Origin of the sequence: Streptomyces sp. SP17BM10, from assembly GCF_036322405.1 — a bacterium.
Lineage (GTDB): Bacteria > Actinomycetota > Actinomycetes > Streptomycetales > Streptomycetaceae > Kitasatospora.
Genome location: NZ_JAQYXB010000025.1, coordinates 1 through 309, shown reverse-complemented (window position 1 = coordinate 309; position 309 = coordinate 1). Strand labels below are relative to the sequence as shown.

Below are 309 nucleotides of genomic sequence, written 5' to 3'. Positions count from 1 at the left end.
GGGGTGGGGTGGTGGTGTGTGTTTTTTTTTTTTTGGTGGGTGTGGGGGGGGGGGTGTGTGTGGGGTGTGTGTGGTTTGGTTTGGGGTTTTTGGGGGGTGTTTTTGGTGGTTTTTTTTTTTTTTTTGTTTTTTTTTTTTGGGGGGGGGGGGGGTTTGGTTGTTTGTTCTTTGGTTTGGGTTTTGGTTTTTATGTTTGTGGGGGGTGCCGGGTTTGGGGTTGTGTACCTGGGCATTGGGTATGGGTTGTTTGGGTTTGTCGGGTTGTATTTATTGGGGGGGCTGTTTTAGTTTGGCGTGGTTGTTATGGCC

At 48.9% G+C, this 309-nt stretch carries 1 protein-coding gene; it reads right to left on the bottom strand.

What is annotated here, in order from left to right; all coding sequences use genetic code 11:
- A partial coding sequence (locus PUR71_RS40800) for a hypothetical protein (protein ID WP_329924230.1) occupies positions 1-233 on the bottom strand: 233 nt, incomplete at its 3' end.
- Positions 234-309 lie beyond the last annotated feature (76 nt).